The sequence below is a fragment of the Streptomyces sp. 8K308 genome (assembly GCF_004348315.1).
GTDB lineage: Bacteria > Actinomycetota > Actinomycetes > Streptomycetales > Streptomycetaceae > Streptomyces.
In genome coordinates, this window is sequence record NZ_SMKC01000683.1 from 1 (window position 1) to 732 (window position 732).

The following is a 732-nucleotide window of genomic DNA, read 5'->3' on the forward strand; positions in this document are numbered from 1 at the left end:
CCCCCCGCCGCTCACCCGACCGGACGGCACGCGGCGGTGACGCTGCCCGCCGAGCAGCCCGGGGCGGCCCCGACCGCGGGCCCCGGGTATGGTGAACCGGCCGAAACACCACAGGTGTTCGGTGGCCCCGCGCCGGCGGCGGAATCTCAACTCGAAGGTCCCGCGGGCACGTCGCAGCGCGTAGGCTTCACTGCACCAGACCCGGTCGCGGGGCGGTACCCCGCGACCACCAGCGCGGGGCTACCCCGCAGGGACCGACAGTGGCAGCCCGAGGAGGATTCGGCACAGCGACCGCGGGAAGAGGCTCCGGCGTCGACGCCGGCCGAGGTGCGGTGGGATCGTGGACCGCGCCGCGAGGAGCGCACGGGCGGCACGACGTCCGCCGGGCTCCCGAGGCGGGTACCGCGTGCCAACCTGACCGAGCACCCCGTACCGGAGCCCACGCCCGGCGGGCCTCAGATATCCCGGGATCCGAACGACGTCCGTGGCCGGCTCAGCAGCCTGCGCCGCGGGGTTGAGCAGGGCCGCGGCGCGGGGAAGGGCCGCGGCGCGCAGAACGACGAACGGGGCCAAGTCCCCGGTCACACCTATGATCAGGAGCGTTAGTGTGAGCCCGATGAGCCAGGCGGCGCAGAACCTGAACTGGTTGATCACCAGTTTTGTGGAGAACACCCCTGGGGTGTCGCACACGGTGGTGGTTTCCGCTGATGGTCTTCTTCTGGCGTTGTCCGA

At 72.4% G+C, this 732-nt stretch carries 1 protein-coding gene; it reads left to right on the forward strand.

All coding sequences use genetic code 11. The annotated features are described in order from the left end of the window. Positions 1-607 precede the first annotated feature (607 nt). The coding region (locus tag E1265_RS36630; protein WP_132935237.1) for a roadblock/LC7 domain-containing protein at positions 608-732 on the forward strand (125 nt) is incomplete at its 3' end.